Below are 15,778 nucleotides of genomic sequence, written 5' to 3' on the forward strand. Positions count from 1 at the left end.
CGGTCCAACAGGTGATTTCGCACACATTCAGAAGGCGCGTCGATGCACCGGTCGCCGCTGGCGAGGCTATTCAGGATCGGGGGAGAAGCGGTACCCCATCCCGGGCTCGGTCAACAAGTACTGCGGGCGCGACGGAACGGGTTCGAGCTTCTTGCGCAGCTGCGCCAGGTAGAGCCGCAGGTATCCCGTGTCCTCCGTGTACTGCGGGCCCCACACCTCGGTGAGCAGTGACTGGCGCGGCACCAGGCGGCGTGGATTCCGCAGGAGCACCTTGAGGATCTGCCATTCGGTCGGAGTCAGCCGCACCGTCTCCGCCTCCGTCCTCTTCCGGATCCGCCGGGCAGCCAGATCGACCGTGACGCACCCGAAACGAATGAGCGCTTCGTCCGCGGCGGCGGGCGTCTGCCTGGTCAGGGCCCGGATGCGCGCCAGCAGGTCGTCCGCCGCGAACGGCTTGGCCACGTAGTCGTCCGCGCCGGCGTCGAGGGCGCCCGCCTTGTCCGACGACCCCACGGAGCTGGAGACGACGAGAATGGGCACCTGGGTCCACCCTCTGAGTCCTTCGATGACGCGGATGCCGTTCAGCCGGGGCATCCCGAGCTCGAGGATGACCAGTTCCGGCCGGTGCTCGACGGCCCGGTCGAGTGCTTCGCCGGTCGGCGCGACGTGCACCTCGTACCCCCGCGCAGCCAGCGTGATGCGGAGAGCGCGGAGCATCTGCGGGTCGTCGTCGGCGATCAGAACCCTCATCGGGTCCCCTCCTCGTTAGCTCCGCCGAACTCACTCACACACCGATCCTGACGCGACCCCGGACGCGGGGCAATGGAATCCGTCACACGATCGGGCGCCTGAATCTGTGCGCCCGAACAATCCGGGTTGTGGCGGTGGAACCGCCGCCGTGCGCGTCGGGTCTCACCAGCGCCGGCGCACCGCGGCTTTCGTGCCGGTGACCAGGCTGGCGGGCGGCACATCGTCGGCCACGACCGCACCGGCGGCGATCACGGCGTCGCGCCCGATGCTCACCCCGGGGAGGATCGTGGCGCCCGCCCCGATCCATACGTTCTCCGCCACGTCGATGGGTCCGCCGGTGAGCCACACCCGTCGCTCCTCTGTGTCGACCGGATGCCCGACCGTGATGAACGGCGCCTTCGGGCCGACCATCACGCGCTCGCCCAGCCGGATGCCGGCGTAGTCCAGGAAGGTGCAGTTCTGGTTGATGAAGACCCCCTCCGCGAGGTCGAGGTGGAGACCGTTGTCGGTGTAGAACGGCGGGTAGATCGTGACCCGTGCCGGCAGCGGGCGGCCCAGGAGCTGCTCGAACAGTTCGGCCTTGCGCTCCTCGTCGTCGAAGGGCAGCACGTTCAGGCGGGAGGTGAGCTCGGTGGCCCGGAGAACCCTCTCCGACATCGCCTGGAACTCGGGGCTGTGAATACGCATGAGGAGGTTGCTGGACACTCCACGATCCTGGCCCCGGCTCGGCGGGAGCACCGGTCGACACGCCTGGGGGATCGCGCGCTAGCGTAGGTGGCAACACGTCTGACCAGGGAGAATCCATGCCGTACATCGTCGACTTCGAGAACGTCTCCACCGTCGGCCTCGATTCGTCTCCGGTCGCTCCGGCGCTCGCCGGGTTGCGTGCCAACGAGGCACGTTACTTCCGGAACAAGTACGACCACGTCTTCACCGTCAGCCCGGCGGATGAGGCTCCGGATGCACTCGGCTGGGTCACCCGCATCCTGAAGGACGAGCGCGACATCGTTATCGGCTCCCGCCCGCTCGAAGTGACCGCGTTCGAGGTCGCCGGCATCCGGATGGCCTACGTGTTCTACGAGTCCGGGCTGTCGATCAACGTGATGTACACGGTCGACGACGGCGGGAAGCGAGCCGTCGGGTTCAAACTCTCCGAGGGCATGGACATCCCGGAGGAGCTGGCGTCCCGCTTCAGATTCGCGCGCCAGAATTCGAAGCTCGCCGGCGTCATCCGGGGCTCCTTCTTCGTGATCAAGGGCGAGTACTGAAGCGAGAACGCCGACCAGGCTGCCACGGACGAGAAGATCGGCCTGTACCGGAGCGCACACGCCCACATCATGGGCCGAGTGGGCCAACACCACCATCGCCGGCGATGTCACGCGACCTCACGCGACCTCACCCACGAAGTCCGCGACGGACGACGTCACCAGTTCGGCCACAGCGTGCGCGTTCAGGGGCGACGATGCCGCCACTCGCATGCTGTGGTCGGCCCCCGGCACCGCGACGATGTGGATGCCCGGCCGTCCGCCCACCTCGGCTTCGAGCGTCGCGGCACTACCGAAGGTGTCGCGTTCGCCCTGCACCACGAGAATCGGCACCTCCGGGGTCAGCAGTTCGCTCAGTCGCGACTTCTCGGGCCTGCCGGGCGGGTGCAACGGGAATGCCAGGCAGACCACGGCTGCCGCACCGACGGATGCCGCGGTCCTGCAGGCGACGCGAGCGCCCGCACTGCGCCCGCCCGCCACGATCGGCAGGCCGCCGGCGAGCTGCTCGACCAGCGGCGCGGCTTCGAGCCAGGCGACATCCAGCGTCGCCGGTCGCGGAGCCACTCGGCGTCCGGCCACCCGCCACGGCTGTTCATACCGCACCACGGTGATGCCCCGACCGGGGAGCGCCGCGGCCAGCGCGCTGAGGTCGAGGGCCCCGATCCCGCCGCCGGCACCGTGACCGAGCCACAGCACGGCGCTCGGGGTCTCGGCGGCGTCCACCACCAGCCGGCCGGGGCCGAGAGAGGCGGGAACGGCGACATCCATGCTGCTGACGCTACCCGCTCCGTGCCTCCGGTCGCAGCGCGTGCATCCGGTCGTGCAGCCGGTCGTGCCTCCAGGTGGGCATCCGGCCGTGCATCCGGTCGCCTCGTCGTCAGCCCCAATCGGCGACCTGGATCACCAGGGCGGACTCCGCGGTGAACACGGGGAGCGACCGAGGGACCTCTGGAAGCGGCACGGTGCCTTCGTAGACACCCGGTGCATCGGTGGGCACCAGCATCAACGGGTTCGGCATCTTGGTGACCGCGTCGTTGGCTCCGTTGACCGTGCTGTTCCAGCCGGTCCACGCCTTCAGGCCCTCACCGGACGGAGACGCCTCGACATCGACGATCAGCGAATCGACCCAGTCGGAGACCTGCTCCAGATGGTTGGTGAAATCGAACCCGCCCTGATCGGAGACGATCTTGTAGACGCGCAGGGTGAGCGCGTAGCGGGCCAGGTCGTCCGATTCGGCGGGAGGCCGGTCGGCATTCGGGGGCTCCTTCTTCAGCAGGAAGGTCCCGACGATCGGCACGGGGGAGTCGGGCGAGTCCTTCTCGTGCATGATCTCGTCGTTCAGCTGGATCGGACTCCAGTGGGCGGCCTGCTGTTCGCTCATCACGATCGGCAGACCCCGGATGGCGAGTCGCATGTCCGCCTGCCACGACACGTTCGCTCCCAGACCGCTCGTGTCGTGGGGAAGATGCGCGAACGACACCGTGACCGACCAGCGGCCGAACAGGAACCGGGCGAGGTTCTGGTATCCCTCCTCGGAGTTGACCTCGCCATATCGTCCGGAGTGCGACTTGTAGACGAAAGCCCGGTGCGCGCCACGCACGTACGCCTTGTCGATCAGCACGAGTCCGTCGCTCTTCGGTCCGACGGCCACGCGCGCCACCGAGTAGTCGCTGGGGTCGGTGCCGATCAGGCAGAAGACGTTGCCGGGGTCGAAGACGTCGCGCGGGATGACCTGCGGGTCCCAGTTGTCGGAGTCCTTCGGAGTATCGCCGAACGTCTTGCCGGGTGTCAGGTAGCCGAACATCTTCGGGGGCGAGAAGATGTCGGAGCCAGCCGGGCCGAAGTTCTCCATCGCCCAGTTCGCGGCCCCGACGGCCAGGACGATGCCGCCGTGCGGCGTTCCGAAGGTGAAGAGCTTCGCGACGATGTCCTTCGCCTTCTCGCGCGGTCCGTTCGCATCGGGGGTTTCGCAGATCTTCTGGATCATGCAGCGCGCGACGAGTCCGCCCATGGAGTGCGCGACCAGATTGACCTTGGGAGCGCCTGTCTTCTCCCGCACTTTCATGACGAGGTCGTAGAGCTCGCTCGCCGCCCGCTCGATGTCGAACCCGTTGTCGTCGAGGTGGTGCTCGGCCCAGTCCCCGATCTTCTGGAAGACGTTCCGCTTGGGCGGCGCTGAGAAGGTCGTGGCGACCTCGTCGTAGAACCGGTGCACCCAGATCGACGCGGGATCCAGCTTCTCCGTCGTGGTCTCGAGAAATCTCTTCTGGTCGCCGTGGACCAGGAACCGGTAGTCGTGCTCGGTCATCAGCCGGAGGAGCGGGCCCTCGAACTGATAGAACATCGGATCGCCGTCTCCATTGACTCTGACGTGGGTGGCGCCGTCGTTGAAGCCGTAGAAGGCATCGTCGACAGTCACATCGATCTGACTCGACGGTCCGGCGAAACCGCGGCAGTAGATGATCGGCAGCTTGTCCATCATGATTCCGTTTCTGCGAGAGAGTGCAGCCCCGTGCGAACGCGTCGAGGGCCGGTCCACATGGTGGCGGCCGAGTTCGGGTGACGGGTTGTTCGGTCGGCGCGGTCGCTCTGAAGTGAGGGTGCGCCTGCGCGTCCGGAACGCGGGCGGTGATGACGCACTCAATCTCCTCGTTATGTGAGGATTTGTCAAGACTTGTCGTTCTACGGGGTGACCCGACGACTCAGCTCTCGCTGAGACTCTGAGGTTCGATCTGACGTTGTCTACTGACCGACGGAGATTTCTGAGGCGGCCGTTTCGTCCGGGATTGTCCGATTGCTCATGTGGCGTCCGCGGCGATCGACGGGATAGATCCAAAGATCACGGATCGTGTCTAATCGCGCCGATCGGTACGCGTTCATGAGAACCCTTGGGTCTTTGAGCTCCTCGGCGCTGAGGCCCGATTCTCTGGGCCCGGCGTTCCGGGCTCGAACCTCCGCGGCCGATGCTTCGTTGTTTTCGAGGAGGAGGAAGTAGCGGGCTGAGAGCAGGCTCATCGCACGATGCCAGTTCTGGGACGGCGCACTGTCGCGGTAATAGATTCTGAGACGCTGCTCGAGCACGCGGCCTTTGACACGGTGGGTTGTGTAGAGCTCATCGAGCGCACTGCGTGCGTCCGCCAGCAACGGAGAATGCTTACGGTCAGGAAGCGCAACGGAATTGTGTTGGGCCTCTCGCCAGAATCGCTGAAGGGCGAAATAGAGAGTGTCGCCGACGTCGATGATCTCGGCGGCGAGAGCGTCCCGTGTCTCCCACGAGTCGCGGCGTCGCTGGGCCCGCGCCGTGACAGAGTTGATCACGAAGAGCGCGAGGATTGCTGTCACGAGTGGTCCGATTGCTGCGGAAGCGAGGGTGATCCACTGTGCCTCGCTCATGCGCACTCCATCTCGGGCTGCCGGAACCGCAGAGGCGTCGTCGCCTGTTCGCCTCGGACGAGTTGAGTGTAGTGAGCGCTGGTTGCGCGCCACAAGCCCGCGGTAAGGGCCGAACGTTGGACAGCATCCCGAGCCGCCGTTAGATTGCGACGGGTAAGCACGCGATAGGGAAACAGGCGCGGCAACGCAGCCACAGGTAGGCATACGCACGGCACGGCCACGGATGCGAGGGGACGACCATGACGATCGACGCAGACGACGTGAGGCGGCTCGCCCGGGCCGTGGAGCTGGCGCGGGAGGCACTGGAGGCCGGCGACGAGCCCTACGGCTCGGTGCTGATCGCCGCCGACGGCGTCACGCTTTTCGAGGACCGGAACCGTGCCGGCGACGGCGACGAGACCCGGCATCCGGAGTTCGAGATCGCCCGCTGGGCGGCGCGGAACATCTCGCCCGAGGCGCGGGCGGCTGCGACCGTCTACACGTCGGGGGAGCACTGCCCGATGTGTTCTGCAGCGCACGCCTGGGTGGGTCTCGGCCGCATCGTCTACGCGGTGTCGAGTGCTCAGATCAGCGGATGGCGGGCGTCGTGGGGTGTCCCTGCCAGTCCTGTCGCACCACTGCCGATTCAGGCCGTCGCGCCGTCGGTGCCGGTCGACGGTCCGGTCGAACAGTACGCCGACGAGTTGCGTGCGCTGCTCGAACGCTCCGCGCGTCGGCCGTGACCGCTAGCCTCGGATCAGGATCCACCGACGGAGGGAACGGCATGTCGTTTCAGGCATATCTCGACAACATCGAAGAGAAGACCGGCATGACGCCACGCGAATTCATCGCTCTCGCCGACGAGCGGGGGTACGACGCCGACACCAAGGCCGGCGTCATCCTCGACTGGCTCAAGACCGACTACGACCTCGGCCGAGGGCACGGGATGGCGCTCGTGCACGTGATCAAGAAAGGCCCGGAGATCGACGCGAAGTTCGTCGGCTCCGACAGCGTGCACCGCGACGAGTCCCGTACGCTCTGGCTCGACGGCAAGGCGAGCAACCCGAACTAGTGCCGACTCGGCCTCGGTGGTCTCTCTGTCGACACCGAGCCCGGGCCTGGAGCCCGAGCTATCCACACCCGAACGCTCTGCCCGGCAGGTGAGTTGTCGCAAATTGTCGTTATAGGGGCGAAATCGCGCCTCATAACGACACTTTGACACAACTCAGCGAAGGTCAGGGGTGGGAGCGGGGGAGCGGCGCGGGGGAGCGGGCGCGGGGAGCGGGCGCGGGCGAGCGGAGCGGGCGCGTGTGGGGGGGCGGCGCCCGTCAGTGCCGCGAGGACAGCAGGGCGAGCTTGCCGCCCGGGTGCCCTTCACTGAGGAAGTTCAGCGCCTCCAGCGCGTCGGCCAGCGGATAGGTGCGCGCCAGCGGCACGATCAGCTCGCCTGAGCCGGCTCGCTCCAGCAGCGCGGCGCGCACGCTGTCGCGGTAGGCGATGCTCTCCGGCTGCTGACCGTTGATGGCCCGGAAGCCGTCCTGCCCGGCACGGCCGGCCGCGGCGATCGTGACGATCCGCGAACGGTCGGCGACCAGTTCGAGCGATGCGTCAACCGCCTCGTCCGTTCCCACGGTGTCGAGCGCCGCGGCATACCCCTCCGGGGCGGCCTCGCGTGCACGCTCGACCAGGCCGGGTCCGTAGGCGATCGGCACCCCGCCGAAACGGCGGACCTCATCGGATCGTCCCTCGCTCGCCGTTCCGACGACTCGCGCGCCGAGAGCTCTCGCCTGCTGCAGCAGGCTGACGCCGACCGCTCCGGATGCGCCGTGCACGAGAATCGTGTCGCCCTCACCCACCCCGGCGACGTGCAGCAGCTGCGAGGCCGTCGACCCGGCGAGCAGCAGGTTGGCCGCCTCCGGGAATCCCAGCCCGTCCGGCTTGGCGAGCACGTCTTTTGCCAGAACAGTGAGCTCGGTCGCGTAGCCGCCGGCGATCCGGAACGCGACGACCGCATCCCCGACCCGCCCCCCGCCCGTGGCGATCTCGGTGTCGGGGCCGATCGCCGAGATCACGCCCGCGACCTCGTAGCCGATCGGTGCGGGAAGCTCGACGCCGGGTCGCGGAGTCCTCACGTGTTTGTAGTCCGCAGGGTTGACACCGGATGCCCGCACCCGGATGGTCACCTCGCCTTCACGCGGTTCCGGCACTTCGCGCTCGACGAAGCGCCATTCGTCGAGGCCGCCCCACTGGGTCGCGACCCACGCGCGGGCGCTCATGACGACGATGCGCGCCGCGGAGCCCTCTTGCGTGGCGGCGGCGGTGTGCGCGGCTTGGAGCGGAGCAGGAGGGCGGTGGTGCTGTCGTCGAGGTCGACGAGCTCGTCACGCGACTTGAGGAAGTCGCTGAAGGAGCGGAAGCCGAGCGACTTCTCGCTGAACGACGGGTCCATGCGCTTGATCTGGGCTTTCACCGACGAGCTGTGGAGCCACTCGGTGTCGTCCTTCTCGTGTCCGAGCTGCATGGCGCGTTCCAGCAGGCGCGTCGCCGTGGCCTGGGGGTCGGCGACGGCCTCGGGCTCGCTGGTGTCGGTCTCCGCCTCGGCCGTCTCCTCGACCGGAGCCGCCTTGGGCGCGCGGGTCGACCTCTTGCGCTGCTTGGCAGCGGGCTGCGCGTCGCCGTGCGATGCGCCGTCCGCGGCGGTCGCCGACTCGGCGGCCGCCAGCGCCGCCACCGTCGCCTCCTCGGCGATCTCGTCGGCGATCTCCTCGTCGGCGCCGTCGTCGTCCGGCTGCTCCACCGGGGCGACACCGGGCAGGTCGTCGTAGATCACGAACTCGTCGCAGGCGGCGGCCAGCGCCTTGCTGGTCGAGCCGGCCATCCCGATGCCCACCACGTAGCGTCCAAGGCGCTTGCAGCGCTGCGCCAGCGCGATGTAGTCGGAGTCTCCGGCGACGATCACGACGTGGGTGAGGTCGGGGAGCCGGAACAGGTCTTCGACCGCGTCGACGGCCAGGCGGATGTCCGCGCCGTTCTTGGCGTAGGCGGCGGCCGGGAAGAGCTGCACCAGGTCGACGGCACGCCCGACGAGCTGGCCCCGGTAGTCCGCGTTCACCGCTGCCGACCAGTCCGCGTAGGCGCGGTCGAGCACGAGGGTGCCGAACGAGGACGCGTAGTCGATCACGGCGCCGAGATCGACGGTGGCCTGCTTGAGCTTCTGGGCGACCTTCGGGTCGGACGGCATACCGCTCGCGCCGGCCTTGGCACGGTCGCGCATGAACGAACTGCGCCCGTGCACCTGGTCGTAGCGTGAGATGACGATGTTGTCGAAGTCGATGTAGACGGCTACGCGGCCGTCTCCCGGTTCGGTCATTGTGGGGGCCTCCTCGGCGGGGCGTCGACCGATGTGGTTCGACCCCCAAGCCAGCGTAGCCCCCGCGCCGCGTGACTCGGCGTCGGGGGCATCCGGAGTCAGCGCGCGTACCTGTCGGCCACGCTCAGAGCGCCGTCGATCGCAGCCAGTCCGCGGCGCAGCTCGGCCTCGTCGATGATCAGCGGGGGCGCGATGTGCACGCGGTTGAAGTGGGTGAAGGGCCAAACTCCTGCGGCTTTGCAGGCGGCGGCGACCGCGCCCATCGGCGCAGCATCCGGGCCCGCTGCGTTGAACGGGACGAGCGGCTCGCGGGTCTCGCGGTCGCGCACGAGCTCCAGAGCCCAGAACAGGCCGCGGCCGCGCACCTCGCCGAGCGACGGGTGGCGGTCGAGCCACGCGGTGATCTCCGGTTCGACGACGCGCGAGCCCAGATCGCGCACCCGCTCCAGGATGCCGTCGCGCTCGAACACCTCGAACGTCGCGACGCCGGCGGCGCACGCCAGCGGATGCCCGGAGTAGGTGAGCCCGCCCTGGAACGGCACCTCGTCGAAGAAGTCGGCGATCCGGTCGGAGATCACGACGCCGCCGAGCGGGACGTAGCCCGAGTTGACGCCCTTGGCGAAGGTGATCAGGTCGGGCACCACGTCGAAGGCGTCGACGGCGAACCATTCGCCGAACCGGCCGAAGCCGACCATCACCTCGTCGGCGATGTAGACGATGCCGTACCGGTCGCACAGCTCGCGCACTCCCGCGAGGTAGCCGGGCGGGGGAACGAGCACGCCGTTCGTCCCGACCACGGTCTCGATGATGATCGCGGCGACGGTGGCCGCGCCTTCGAGCACGATGACGTTCTCGAGGTGCTCCAGAGCGCGCTGCGTCTCCTCCTCCGGGGTGGTGGAGTGGAAGGCGGACCGGTAGAGGTACGGGCCGAAGAAGTGGGCGACCGAGGAGTCGCCCGGCTCGTTCGCCCAGCGACGCGGGTCGCCCGTGAGCGAAATCGCGGTGGCTGTGCCGCCGTGGTACGACCGGTACATCGAGAGCACTTTGCGCCGGCCGGTGACGCGGCGGGCCATGCGCACGGCGTACTCGTTCGCATCCGCCCCGCCGTTCGTGAAGAACACCCGGTCGAGCGTGCCGGGCGCGACTCGCGCGATCAGGCGGGCGAGCTCGCCGCGCACGTCGTTCGCCATCGAGGGCTGGATGGTCGCGAGCCGACCGGCCTGCTCCTGGATCCCGCGGACGAGATCGGGATGCTGGTGGCCGAGGTTGAGATTGACCAGCTGCGAGCTGAAGTCGAGGTAGGCGTTGCCCTGGTAGTCCCAGAACGTCGAGCCCTGGCCGGCGGCGATGGGCAGCGGGTCGATGTGGGCCTGCGCGCTCCAGGAATGGAACACGTGGCTGCGGTCGTCGCTGCGCACCTGGGTCTCGGCGTCGCTGTCACCGAACGGATGCTCGGCGCCGCGGCGATCGGTGAAGCCGGTTCGCGGGGCCGCGATCGGGGCGGCGGGGCGGGCGGCCGGGACGGTGCGGGTCGTGCCGGCGGGGCGGTCTATGGTGTCGGTCATGACTGTCTCTCAGGGTTGCCGGGGAGGATCAGGGGAGCGGGGGAGGGTCAGGAGTTGTCGGGGAACGCGAGCTCGATCTTCGAGTGCACCGGGTCGGGCCAGCGCGAGGTGACGACTTTGCTGCGCGTGTAGAAGTGGAACGACTCGGGCCCGTAGATGTGCGCGTCTCCGAACAGCGAGTTCTTCCAGCCGCCGAACGAGAACGCGCCGATCGGCACGGGGATGGGCACGTTGATGCCGACCATGCCGACCTCGATGTCGAACTCGAACTGGCGGGCGGCGCCGCCGTCGCGGGTGAAGAGCGCCACGCCGTTGCCGTAGGGGTTGGCGTTGACGAGGGCCACCGCATCCTCGAACGTGTCGACGCGCACGACGGAGAGCACCGGGCCGAAGATCTCGTCGGTGTACACCGCCATGTCGGTGCCGACCCGGTCGACGAGGCTCACCCCGATGAAGAAGCCGTCGGAGTCGAACGCCTTCTGCGTGCCGTCGACCACGACGGTCGCGCCCTCGGTCGCGGCACCCGCGACATAGGAGGCGACCTTGTCGCGGTGCTCGCGGGTGATCAGCGGCCCCATCTCGCTCGCGGGGTCGGTGCCGTCGCCGATCACCAGAGCGTCGAGGCGCCGCTCGATCGCGGGCACCAGTCTGTCGCCGACGTCGCCGACCGCCACGAGGACGCTCACCGCCATGCAGCGTTCGCCGGCCGAGCCGTACGCGGCCGAGACCGCGGCATCCGCCGCCGCCTCGATGTCGGCGTCCTCGAGCACGACCATGTGGTTCTTCGCGCCGCCGAGAGCCTGGACCCGCTTGCCGTTCGCACTCGCACGCTGGTAGATGGCACGGGCGATCGGGGTGGACCCGACGAAGCTGACGGCATCGACCCCAGGGCTGTCGAGGATCGCGTCGACGGCCACCTTGTCACCGTGCACGACGTTCAGCACGCCCGCGGGGAGTCCGGCCTCGAGGAACAGCTCCGCCAGGTACACCGACGCGCTCGGGTCCTTCTCGCTCGGCTTGAGCACCACCGTGTTGCCGCAGGCGATCGCGCTGGCGACCATCCACAGCGGCACCATCACCGGGAAGTTGAAGGGCGTGATGCAGCCGACCACGCCGACCGGCTGCTTGACGCTGTGCACGTCGACGCCGCTCGACACCTGCTGGCTGTACTCGCCTTTGAGCTGGTTGATGAGCCCGGATGCGAACTCGACGTTCTCGAGACCGCGCCCGATCTCGCCGGCCGCGTCGGACAGCACCTTCCCGTGCTCGCCGGTGACGATGGCGGCGAGTTCGCCGGACCGCTCGGTGAGCAGGTGACGCAGGCGGAAGAACACGTCGGCGCGTCTGGTGAGGCTGGTGGCACGCCAGCCGGGGAGTGCGGCCCGGGCGGCGGCGATGGCCTGCTCGACGTCGGCGACGCTGCCGAGCACGACCTGGTGGCGGCGCTCACCGGTGGCGGGGTTGAAGACGTCGCCGGTGCGGACGGGATCGCCGGCCGGCTGACCGTCGATGAGATGGCGGATGAGGGCCATGCGGCGTCCTCCTCGGGTCGAGCCGGACGAACTGCCCGGGCGGAACTGTAGGCTTGCATCCCAATGATCACAGAGAGCGAGGCGGGCAGTCGATGCCAGAACGTCGCGGGTTAGCTCCGCACAGAACAGATCGTCCGGAAGCGGTGGCGGCCGCGGTGCTGCCGACCATCCGGGAGGTCCTGCGCTTCGACGAGGTCGCACGGTCGCTGCCCGAGATCCTGGCGGGCGACGACGCCCTCGACCGCCCCGTGCGCTGGGTCCACGTGTTCGAGACGGCGCAGGCCGCCCGGCTGGTGAGCGGCGGCGAACTGCTGCTGTCGACCGGCGTCGGCTGGCCGACCGACGACGACGGGCTGCGAGCACTCGCCGGGCAACTGGTGCGCGACGACATCGCCGGCCTCATCCTGGAGCTGGGCGACCGGATGCCCGCAGCACCGCTCGCGCTGGTCGCCGAGTTCCGCGTCGCCGGCCTCCCCTTCGTGGTGCTCCACCGCGAGGTGCGGTTCATCGCCATCACGGAGGCGGTGCATGCGCGCATCATCGCCGACCAGATGGTCGCGTTGCGCGCACGAGATGAGATCCACGCGCTGTTCACGGAGCTCAGCCTGCGGGGGAGCCCCGCCGACTTCATCGTCGCGCAGGCCGGACGCGTGCTGGCCTCGCCAGTGGTGCTCGAGGACCTCAACCACAACGTGATCGCCGCCGAGACCCTGGGCGCCGCCGACGATGCGCTCGACGACTGGGAGCAGCGGTCCCGGGCGGCCCACCGCGAGGCCGGCGAGGGGGCCGGCGACGGCGGGAGCGGTGGCGCGAGTGGTGGCGGGAGCGTGGCCGGTGGCAGCGTCAGTGACGGCTGGCTGATCGTTCCGGTCGAGGCGCGCGGCATCCGCTGGGGTCACCTGATCGCTCTGCCGGGCGACGCGCATCCGGCCGGCCGCTCGAACGTCTTGGAGCAGGCGGCGGTGGCCCTCGCACTCAGCCGGCTGGCGGACCGCGACGACGACGAATGGACCAGGCAGAGCCACGACCGGTTGCTGGGCGCGCTGCTCGGCCGCCGGTTCGCGAGCGAGAGCGGCCTGGTCGCGCGGTTCGAGGCGGCCGGGTTTGCGGTGACCGGTCGGACGCTGACCGGGGTCGCAGTGGGCGTGCGCTCAGCGGGCAGCGCGTCGGGTCCGGGCCGCGAAGGGCCACGGGCGGCCGGCTCGCGTCCGAAGGGGACGCATCCGGGCGCCACCGCGGTCGTGTCCGCCGTGCTGACCGCCGCGCGTGACGCCGGGGTGGATGCGCTCGCAGCGGAGCATCCGGTGCTGCCTGATCGAGCCGCCGGACGGCCGGTGGTGCTCGCCCTGTCCGGTCGCCACGACCGCCCCCTCACCGATGCGTGGTTCGCCGCCCTCGGCCGGGCCATCGCCCTCGGGTTGAGCGTCGACGAGAACGCGGTGACGCTCGCCGTCGGGTCGGACGCTGGTGGCATCCCGGGCCTGCTCGCCTCGATCGAGGAGGCGCCGGAACTGCTCGACCGCGGCGACGTCACCCGCACGCGAACGACCGTCGTGCACCGTGTGGAGCGTCGCCCCCTGCTCCGTCTCGTCAACGCCCTGGCGAGTGACCCGCGGATGCAGGAGCACAGCGAGCACATGCTGCGCCCGCTCATCGAGTACGACCTCGCGAACGGCGGCGATCTGCTCGAGGTGCTGCGGGCGTATGCGACCCATCCGGGCAACCGGACCCGTGCGGCCGCGGCCAGCCACCTGTCGCGGTCGGTGTTCTACCAGCGCATCGCACTCATCGAGGAGCTGCTCGGCATGGATCTCGACGACGGCGAGACGCTCAGCGCGCTGCACGCGGCGCTCCTGGCGCGTCGCGTCGCGGGGTAGCCACGCGCGGTCGGGTCGGGTCGCTTCGCGCCGCTCGTCGTCGGCAACTCCGGAACTTCTGCGCAGGCGGCGGCCAGACCTCCGGAAAAACGCTCACCTGCTCGGCGTGGCGAACCTGATCTCCGGAATTGCTCCCCGCCCCACTCACGAGTCGAAGCCGAGGCCCACAGCGTCGAGCGACCGGAGGAACAGGTTGCGCCTGCCCTCCGTGTGATCGGCCTGATCGAGCGACCAGCGGGTGAGGTTGATGCCGATCGAGGTCGCCGGCTCCGGCGGGAACGGCAGCGGCCGGGTCCTCACCAGCTCCAGCTCGGTTCGCTCGGTGGTCCGCCCCGCGAGCAGATCGAGCATCACCTTCGCCCCGAAATGCGTCGCCGCCACCCCCAGCCCGGTGTAGCCGGTGGCGTAGGCGACGCGCCCGCCGCGTGCCGAGCCGAAGAACGCGCAGAACCGGCTGCAGGTGTCGATCGCGCCGGCCCAGCGGTGGGTGAACCGGATGCCCTCCAGCTGCGGAAACGTCGTGAAGAAGTGGCTGCCCAGCCGGTCGAACGTGGTCGGACGGTTCTCGTACTCCTCGCGGACGAGGCCACCGTAGTGGTAGATCGCGTCGTAGCCGCCGAACAGGATGCGGTTGTCGGCCGAGAGGCGGTAGTAGTGGAACTGGTTGGCGGAGTCGCCGAGCCCCTGCCGCCCCGACCAGCCGATCGACGCCAGCTGCGCATCCGTCAGCGGTTCGGTCATGAGCACGTAGTCGTACACGGGCACGGTGGAGAACCGGTTGCGCTTCAGCAGCGACGGGAACACGTTGGTGGCGAGCGCCGTGCGTTCTGCCCGCACGATGGCGCGGGGGGTGGCGAGGGTCGTGCCGTCCCCGATGGAGCTGACGGGCGAGTTCTCGAAGATCTCGACTCCGGCGTCGACGCAGGCGCGGGCGAGCGCGCGGGCGAGCTTGGCCGGATGCACGAGCGCCGAGTCCCGTGTGCGCCGGAGGCCGGCGAGGTAGCTCGGCGAGTGGACTTCCGCGCGCACAGCGTCGGTGTCGAGGAACACGGCGTCGCGACCGTCGGCGGCCTCGCGGAGCCATTCGACCTGGTGCGGTTCGGTCGCGATGTCGATGGCGCCGTTGCGTTCGAAGTCGGCGTCCAGTCCCAGGTCGGCGACCGTGCGCTCGATCTCGTCGAGGTTGGCCATGCCGAGCCGCTGCAGTTCGGCGAATTCGGCCGGGAATCGGCTGAGCCCGTTGTCGTCTCCGTGGGTGAGGCTGGCTTCGCAGAATCCGCCGTTGCGGCCGGACGCCGCCCAGCCGACGCGTTTGCCTTCGAGCAGCACGATGCGCGCGTGCGGGTTCTGCTGCTTGGCGAGCAGAGCGGTCCAGAGACCCGAGTAGCCCCCGCCGACGACGGCGAGGTCGCAGTGCAGGTCGCCGGTCAGTTCCGGGTACGGGTCGCCGGGAGCGTCCTCCAGCCAGAACGAGGCCTGCCGCGTGCCGCTCAGCGCATGGCGCACCACCGATGCGTCCGGGCGCATCCTCTCGAAAACGGTACTGCCCATTGGTCGGCTCCCGCTCTGCTCTGGTTCGTGACATTCTCGCAAGCACCGGATGCACGGCGCGACGCCCTCCGTTCCCGAATCCGACCTCTTTCCGGCCATTCCGTCCGGGGCCTCTCACGACCCGAAGACCGGCGCACCGCCCACGTCAGCCGCCGGTGCGCTCCAGGAACTCGGCCAGCACGACCCCGTGGTTGACCTTCGGATCACGCGCCCCGATGAGCAACGTGACCTCCGGATGCTCGCGCCCGATCGCCCGCAGCTGCTCGACGGCGGGATTCTGCTCGAGCTCGGCGTCGTAGCGCGCCGTGAACTCCTCGAACCGCGGCGCCTCGTGGTTGAACCACTGCCGCAGCTCGGTCGACGGCGCGACCTCTTTCAGCCATTCGTCGAGCGCCGCGCGCTCTTTGCTCACGCCGCGAGGCCACAGCCGGTCGACGAGCACCCGGTAGCCGTCGTCGGGTGACGGGTCGTCGTAGATGCGTTTGACGGTGAACAT

The 15,778-nt window shown here is 69.3% G+C and carries 15 protein-coding genes; 4 read left to right on the forward strand and 11 right to left on the reverse strand.

Going from position 1 to position 15,778, the window contains the following annotated elements; genetic code table 11:
- Nucleotides 1-66: 66 nt before the first annotated feature.
- Entirely contained in the window at nt 67-750 is a 684-nt protein-coding gene (locus ACFVV5_RS12515; protein ID WP_387244220.1) for a response regulator, read from the reverse strand.
- 162 nt (nt 751-912) lie between these two features.
- Nucleotides 913-1,455: a DapH/DapD/GlmU-related protein gene (locus ACFVV5_RS12520; protein ID WP_387244222.1), complete on the reverse strand. Its 543-nt coding sequence runs from the start codon at nt 1,453-1,455 to the stop codon at nt 913-915.
- Between the two features lie 98 nt (nt 1,456-1,553).
- Here ACFVV5_RS12520 and ACFVV5_RS12525 point away from each other — a divergent pair, with 98 nt between their 5' ends.
- Nucleotides 1,554-2,018: a phage tail protein gene (locus ACFVV5_RS12525; protein ID WP_387244224.1), complete on the forward strand. Its 465-nt coding sequence runs from the start codon at nt 1,554-1,556 to the stop codon at nt 2,016-2,018.
- A gap of 117 nt (nt 2,019-2,135) precedes the next feature.
- Here ACFVV5_RS12525 and ACFVV5_RS12530 read toward each other — a convergent pair whose 3' ends face one another.
- From ACFVV5_RS12530 to ACFVV5_RS12540, 3 genes are all read right to left on the reverse strand, one after another.
- Nucleotides 2,136-2,783 carry an alpha/beta family hydrolase gene (locus tag ACFVV5_RS12530; protein WP_387244226.1) on the reverse strand — a complete coding sequence of 216 codons (648 nt, stop codon included), beginning with the start codon at nt 2,781-2,783 and terminating at the stop codon, nt 2,136-2,138.
- A 109-nt stretch (nt 2,784-2,892) separates the two neighbouring features.
- Nucleotides 2,893-4,497: an esterase/lipase family protein gene (locus tag ACFVV5_RS12535; protein WP_387244229.1), complete on the reverse strand. Its 1,605-nt coding sequence runs from the start codon at nt 4,495-4,497 to the stop codon at nt 2,893-2,895.
- Nucleotides 4,498-4,757: 260 nt separating this feature from the next.
- Nucleotides 4,758-5,408, reverse strand: a complete 651-nt coding sequence (locus tag ACFVV5_RS12540) for a hypothetical protein (protein ID WP_387244232.1) — start codon at nt 5,406-5,408, stop codon at nt 4,758-4,760.
- A 239-nt stretch (nt 5,409-5,647) separates the two neighbouring features.
- Between ACFVV5_RS12540 and ACFVV5_RS12545 the strand changes: the two genes are divergently transcribed.
- Together ACFVV5_RS12545 and ACFVV5_RS12550 are read left to right on the forward strand one after the other, a co-directional pair.
- Nucleotides 5,648-6,130 (forward strand): nucleoside deaminase, encoded by a 483-nt coding sequence (locus ACFVV5_RS12545; protein WP_387244235.1) that lies wholly within the window; start codon nt 5,648-5,650, stop codon nt 6,128-6,130.
- A gap of 41 nt (nt 6,131-6,171) precedes the next feature.
- Nucleotides 6,172-6,459 (forward strand): DUF4287 domain-containing protein, encoded by a 288-nt coding sequence (locus tag ACFVV5_RS12550; protein ID WP_387244237.1) that lies wholly within the window; start codon nt 6,172-6,174, stop codon nt 6,457-6,459.
- A gap of 256 nt (nt 6,460-6,715) precedes the next feature.
- Here the strand turns inward: ACFVV5_RS12550 and ACFVV5_RS12555 are convergent, their stop codons facing one another.
- From ACFVV5_RS12555 to ACFVV5_RS12570, 4 genes are all read right to left on the reverse strand, one after another.
- Nucleotides 6,716-7,663 carry an NADP-dependent oxidoreductase gene (locus ACFVV5_RS12555; protein ID WP_387244240.1) on the reverse strand — a complete coding sequence of 316 codons (948 nt, stop codon included), beginning with the start codon at nt 7,661-7,663 and terminating at the stop codon, nt 6,716-6,718.
- Nucleotides 7,660-8,757, reverse strand: a complete 1,098-nt coding sequence (locus ACFVV5_RS12560; protein ID WP_387244244.1) for an NYN domain-containing protein — start codon at nt 8,755-8,757, stop codon at nt 7,660-7,662. Before ACFVV5_RS12560 ends, ACFVV5_RS12555 begins: the two co-directional genes overlap by 4 nt.
- Before the next feature lie 98 nt (nt 8,758-8,855).
- Complete coding sequence (locus ACFVV5_RS12565) at nt 8,856-10,322, reverse strand: aspartate aminotransferase family protein (protein ID WP_387244247.1); 1,467 nt, start codon at nt 10,320-10,322, stop codon at nt 8,856-8,858.
- A 47-nt stretch (nt 10,323-10,369) separates the two neighbouring features.
- Complete coding sequence (locus ACFVV5_RS12570) at nt 10,370-11,854, reverse strand: CoA-acylating methylmalonate-semialdehyde dehydrogenase (RefSeq protein ID WP_387244250.1); 1,485 nt, start codon at nt 11,852-11,854, stop codon at nt 10,370-10,372.
- A 92-nt stretch (nt 11,855-11,946) separates the two neighbouring features.
- Between ACFVV5_RS12570 and ACFVV5_RS12575 the strand changes: the two genes are divergently transcribed.
- The gene (locus ACFVV5_RS12575; protein ID WP_387244253.1) at nt 11,947-13,731 is read left to right on the forward strand and encodes a PucR family transcriptional regulator; all 1,785 of its coding nucleotides are present in this window, start codon (nt 11,947-11,949) and stop codon (nt 13,729-13,731) included.
- 144 nt (nt 13,732-13,875) lie between these two features.
- On the opposite strand, the gene ACFVV5_RS12580 is transcribed toward ACFVV5_RS12575, so the two are convergent.
- The gene (locus ACFVV5_RS12580; RefSeq protein ID WP_387244256.1) at nt 13,876-15,282 is read right to left on the reverse strand and encodes an NAD(P)/FAD-dependent oxidoreductase; all 1,407 of its coding nucleotides are present in this window, start codon (nt 15,280-15,282) and stop codon (nt 13,876-13,878) included.
- 145 nt (nt 15,283-15,427) lie between these two features.
- Nucleotides 15,428-15,778, reverse strand: a complete 351-nt coding sequence (locus ACFVV5_RS12585) for a DUF488 domain-containing protein (protein ID WP_387244259.1) — start codon at nt 15,776-15,778, stop codon at nt 15,428-15,430.

Source organism: Leifsonia sp. NPDC058248 (assembly GCF_042881905.1).
In the GTDB taxonomy this organism is placed as follows: Bacteria; Actinomycetota; Actinomycetes; order Actinomycetales; family Microbacteriaceae; genus Leifsonia.

Coding starts and splice junctions, on each gene's coding strand:
- ACFVV5_RS12515 (WP_387244220.1), bottom strand. CDS start 750: ATGAGGGTTCTGATCGCCGACGACGACCCGCAGATGCTCCGCGCTCTC.
- ACFVV5_RS12525 (WP_387244224.1), top strand. CDS start 1,554: ATGCCGTACATCGTCGACTTCGAGAACGTCTCCACCGTCGGCCTCGAT.
- ACFVV5_RS12530 (WP_387244226.1), bottom strand. CDS start 2,783: ATGGATGTCGCCGTTCCCGCCTCTCTCGGCCCCGGCCGGCTGGTGGTG.
- ACFVV5_RS12535 (WP_387244229.1), bottom strand. CDS start 4,497: ATGATGGACAAGCTGCCGATCATCTACTGCCGCGGTTTCGCCGGACCG.
- ACFVV5_RS12540 (WP_387244232.1), bottom strand. CDS start 5,408: ATGAGCGAGGCACAGTGGATCACCCTCGCTTCCGCAGCAATCGGACCA.
- ACFVV5_RS12545 (WP_387244235.1), top strand. CDS start 5,648: ATGACGATCGACGCAGACGACGTGAGGCGGCTCGCCCGGGCCGTGGAG.
- ACFVV5_RS12550 (WP_387244237.1), top strand. CDS start 6,172: ATGTCGTTTCAGGCATATCTCGACAACATCGAAGAGAAGACCGGCATG.
- ACFVV5_RS12555 (WP_387244240.1), bottom strand. CDS start 7,663: ATGAGCGCCCGCGCGTGGGTCGCGACCCAGTGGGGCGGCCTCGACGAA.
- ACFVV5_RS12560 (WP_387244244.1), bottom strand. CDS start 8,757: ATGACCGAACCGGGAGACGGCCGCGTAGCCGTCTACATCGACTTCGAC.
- ACFVV5_RS12565 (WP_387244247.1), bottom strand. CDS start 10,322: ATGACCGACACCATAGACCGCCCCGCCGGCACGACCCGCACCGTCCCG.
- ACFVV5_RS12570 (WP_387244250.1), bottom strand. CDS start 11,854: ATGGCCCTCATCCGCCATCTCATCGACGGTCAGCCGGCCGGCGATCCC.
- ACFVV5_RS12575 (WP_387244253.1), top strand. CDS start 11,947: ATGCCAGAACGTCGCGGGTTAGCTCCGCACAGAACAGATCGTCCGGAA.
- ACFVV5_RS12580 (WP_387244256.1), bottom strand. CDS start 15,282: ATGGGCAGTACCGTTTTCGAGAGGATGCGCCCGGACGCATCGGTGGTG.
- ACFVV5_RS12585 (WP_387244259.1), bottom strand. CDS start 15,778: ATGTTCACCGTCAAACGCATCTACGACGACCCGTCACCCGACGACGGC.